Source organism: Cytobacillus praedii, from assembly GCF_001439605.1.
Lineage (GTDB): Bacteria > Bacillota > Bacilli > Bacillales > Cytobacillaceae > Cytobacillus > Cytobacillus praedii.
Genome location: NZ_LMBX01000066.1, coordinates 174 through 514, shown reverse-complemented (window position 1 = coordinate 514; position 341 = coordinate 174). Strand labels below are relative to the sequence as shown.

Sequence of the window (341 nt, the reverse complement as noted above, 5' to 3'; positions counted from 1 at the left end):
TGGTGGAGCCTAGCGGGATCGAACCGCTGACCTCCTGCGTGCAAGGCAGGCGCTCTCCCAGCTGAGCTAAGGCCCCAAATCATTTTTAAAATCGGGAAGACAGGATTCGAACCTGCGACCCCTTGGTCCCAAACCAAGTGCTCTACCAAGCTGAGCTACTTCCCGTTTAGNCGCGCCCGAAAGGAGTCGAACCCATAACCTTCTGATCCGTAGTCAGACGCTCTATCCAATTGAGCTACGGGCGCATTCATCCACTGTACTAAGAAGTAAACAAACCATACAAAATCAATACTGCTACGTATATTAATTCTATATATTTGTTATTTTCCAACTCAAATGAT

The 341-nt window shown here is 47.6% G+C and carries 3 tRNA genes; all 3 read right to left on the bottom strand.

The features are described from left to right. A tRNA-Ala gene (locus ASU02_RS25485) sits at positions 1-76 on the bottom strand. Positions 77-91: 15 nt separating this feature from the next. Beyond that, positions 92-165, bottom strand: a tRNA-Pro gene (locus ASU02_RS25480). Positions 166-171: 6 nt separating this feature from the next. Then, positions 172-245 (bottom strand) — tRNA-Arg (locus ASU02_RS25475). Positions 246-341: the final 96 nt, after the last annotated feature.